At 54.9% G+C, this 2,382-nt stretch carries 2 protein-coding genes; one reads left to right on the top strand and one right to left on the bottom strand.

Features of this window, described 5'->3' with window-relative positions; genetic code table 11:
• Positions 1-83: 83 nt before the first annotated feature.
• Positions 84-1,025, bottom strand: coding sequence for a MetQ/NlpA family ABC transporter substrate-binding protein (locus C4885_RS15985; protein WP_114001282.1), 942 nt, complete (start codon positions 1,023-1,025; stop codon positions 84-86).
• Between the two features lie 776 nt (positions 1,026-1,801).
• Here C4885_RS15985 and C4885_RS15990 point away from each other — a divergent pair.
• Positions 1,802-2,218, top strand: a complete 417-nt coding sequence (locus tag C4885_RS15990; RefSeq protein WP_114001283.1) for an Rrf2 family transcriptional regulator — start codon at positions 1,802-1,804, stop codon at positions 2,216-2,218.
• The last annotated feature ends 164 nt before the right edge of the window (positions 2,219-2,382 follow it).

The following is a 2,382-nucleotide window of genomic DNA, read 5'->3' on the forward strand; positions in this document are numbered from 1 at the left end:
CGAGCATTTTGGCAACGCAGATGCCGTGCCGCAGCCGCCGGAGCGGTGCTTAAGCCGTCAGGCGGGAATTGTGCGGTATTGCCTTAGAAAACGGCAACCACCGCACCGTCATAGGTGGAATCGATGTAATCCTTCACGGTCTGGCTGGTCAGGGCAGCAACCAGTGCCTTGATGGCGGGCTCGTTCTCGTTGCCTTCTTTTACAACCAGCAGGTTGGCGTAGGTCTGGGCAGCTTCAGAGGTTGTATCCTCAACGGCCAGGGCGTCCTTGCTGGCAGAGAAGCCAGCATCGGCAGCATAGTTGCCGTTGATAACAGCAAAGTCAACGTCGGACAGGGTACGGGGCAGCTGGGCAGCTTCCATCTCTACCAGCTCAATGTTGTGGGGGTTATCCACAACATCGTTCTTGGTGGCGGCCAGGCCAGCATCCTCTTTCAAGGTAATGATGCCCTGGGCAGCCAGCAGCTGCAGGGCACGGGCTTCGTTGGTAGTATCGTTGGGAACTGCAATCTTGGCACCGTCAGCCAGGTCGTTCAGGCTCTTGGTCTTGCCCGGGTACAGGCCAAGCGGCTCGTAATGGATGGCGGCAACGCTTACCAGGTGGGTGTTGTTCTTCTTGTTAAAGTCCTCCAGGTAGGGGCCGTGCTGGAAGTAGTTGGCATCCACTTCGCCAGACTCGGTTACCAGGTTGGGCTGCACATATTCGGTATATTCAACCACATCCAGGGTGATATCTGCCTTTGCCAGGATATCGCCAGCCACTTTCAGAATGTCGGCATGCGGCACGGGGGAAGCAGCCACCTTGATGGTGGTGCCAGCCAGTGAAGCATAGTCTACGGCAGCATCATAGCCATCACCGGTAAAATCGACGGCATCGGAGGCATCCGATGCAGTTTCGCTGGAAGCAGTGCTGGCGGCTTCGCTGCCGGAAGCGGCCTCAGAGGTGGAAGAAGCGGCAGTAGAACCGCAAGCGGCCAGGCTGAGTGTAAGGGCTGCGGCCAGAACAGTAGAAATCAGCTTTTTCATGGTTGTTATCTCCTTTTTGTTACGGTTATTTTTCCGGTTTGTGTTTGTTTTAAATTATGTTGTGGTGTTCCCTCAAACAGCGCAACACATTCGCACACCGGGCTGCTTACAGCGGGGACTGTATTTCATTGGTAACCCACCCTTTCTATCCAGATAAACGCGGGGATAAAATATTTATGGCAATGCCGCATAATTCTAAGTGCCGATACGGCGAGCGAGGTGCGGCAGATGCTAAGCCAAAAGCGCAGATAATACTTTGTGTATTATCGAGCATTTTGGCAACGCAGATGCCGTGCCGCAGCCGCCGAAGCGGTGCTTAAGCCGTCAGGCGGGAATTGTGCGGTGTTGCCTTATATAAAGCAAAAGCGGCGGCGTACCGTTCCCGGCACGCCGCCGCTGCACCCCTGCTGTTAAATGCGCGCAGGGAAAACAGGTACAGGCTGCCGGAGCAAACTGCACATGCACATCATCATACCATCACGGCGTTCTGCGGTTTTCATTCTGACAGCACTTCCTTTCCCTGCTGAACCAGCACCTTTGTGGTGCGGCACATTTGTTTTTTGCTATGGCGCAAGTATAGCCCCATTTGGCGCGGTTGTCAAGCTTATTTGTACATTTCAGCATTTTCCTATAAGTTTAGCAGGTTTGTAGAGTGTAAAATCTGCAATATGTCAGAAAATGGCCGCAGCCCGCCCCGCCTGGCAGCGTCAAAGGCTTGCCGCACGGGCAAAAATCTGCTATGATAAAGGCATCAGACATCAGGAGGCATTAACACCGTGAAGTTTTCAACCAAGGACCGCTATGCACTGCTTTTGATGGTGGAACTGGCCAGCGCCACCCCCGGGGAGTATCTGCCCCTTAAAGCAGTCAGCGATAATCAGGGCATCAGCGTAAAATATCTGGAGCAGATCGTTGCCCCGTTAAGCAAAGCCGGCCTTGTAGAAAGCGGCCGCGGCAGCCAGGGCGGCTACCGGCTCAGCCGCCCTGCCGCCCAGATCACTGCGGGCGATATCCTGCGCGCGGTGGAGGGCGAGATTGTCCCCGTTCCCTGCCTTGCCACTTCCGCAGAAAGCTGCCCCCACCGCGCCCAGTGCGAGACCCTGGGCTTTTGGGAAGGGCTGAACCAGGTCATTAACCAGTATATTGACAGCGCCACGCTGGAAAAGCTCAGCAGCGAATATCTTTCCCATTAAGGCACATGATAAAGAGAAAGCGCACGTACCTGCTATCATTACAGGTACGTGCGCTCTTGTTATTTCCTGTTCTTTTGGGTAACACCGCACAATTCCCGCCTTGCGGCTTAAGCACCGCTCCGGCAGCTGCGGCACGGCATCTGCGTTGCCAAAATGCTCGATAA

Origin of the sequence: Subdoligranulum sp. APC924/74 (assembly GCF_003324125.1) — a bacterium.
Taxonomy (GTDB): Bacteria; Bacillota; Clostridia; order Oscillospirales; family Ruminococcaceae; genus Gemmiger; species Gemmiger qucibialis.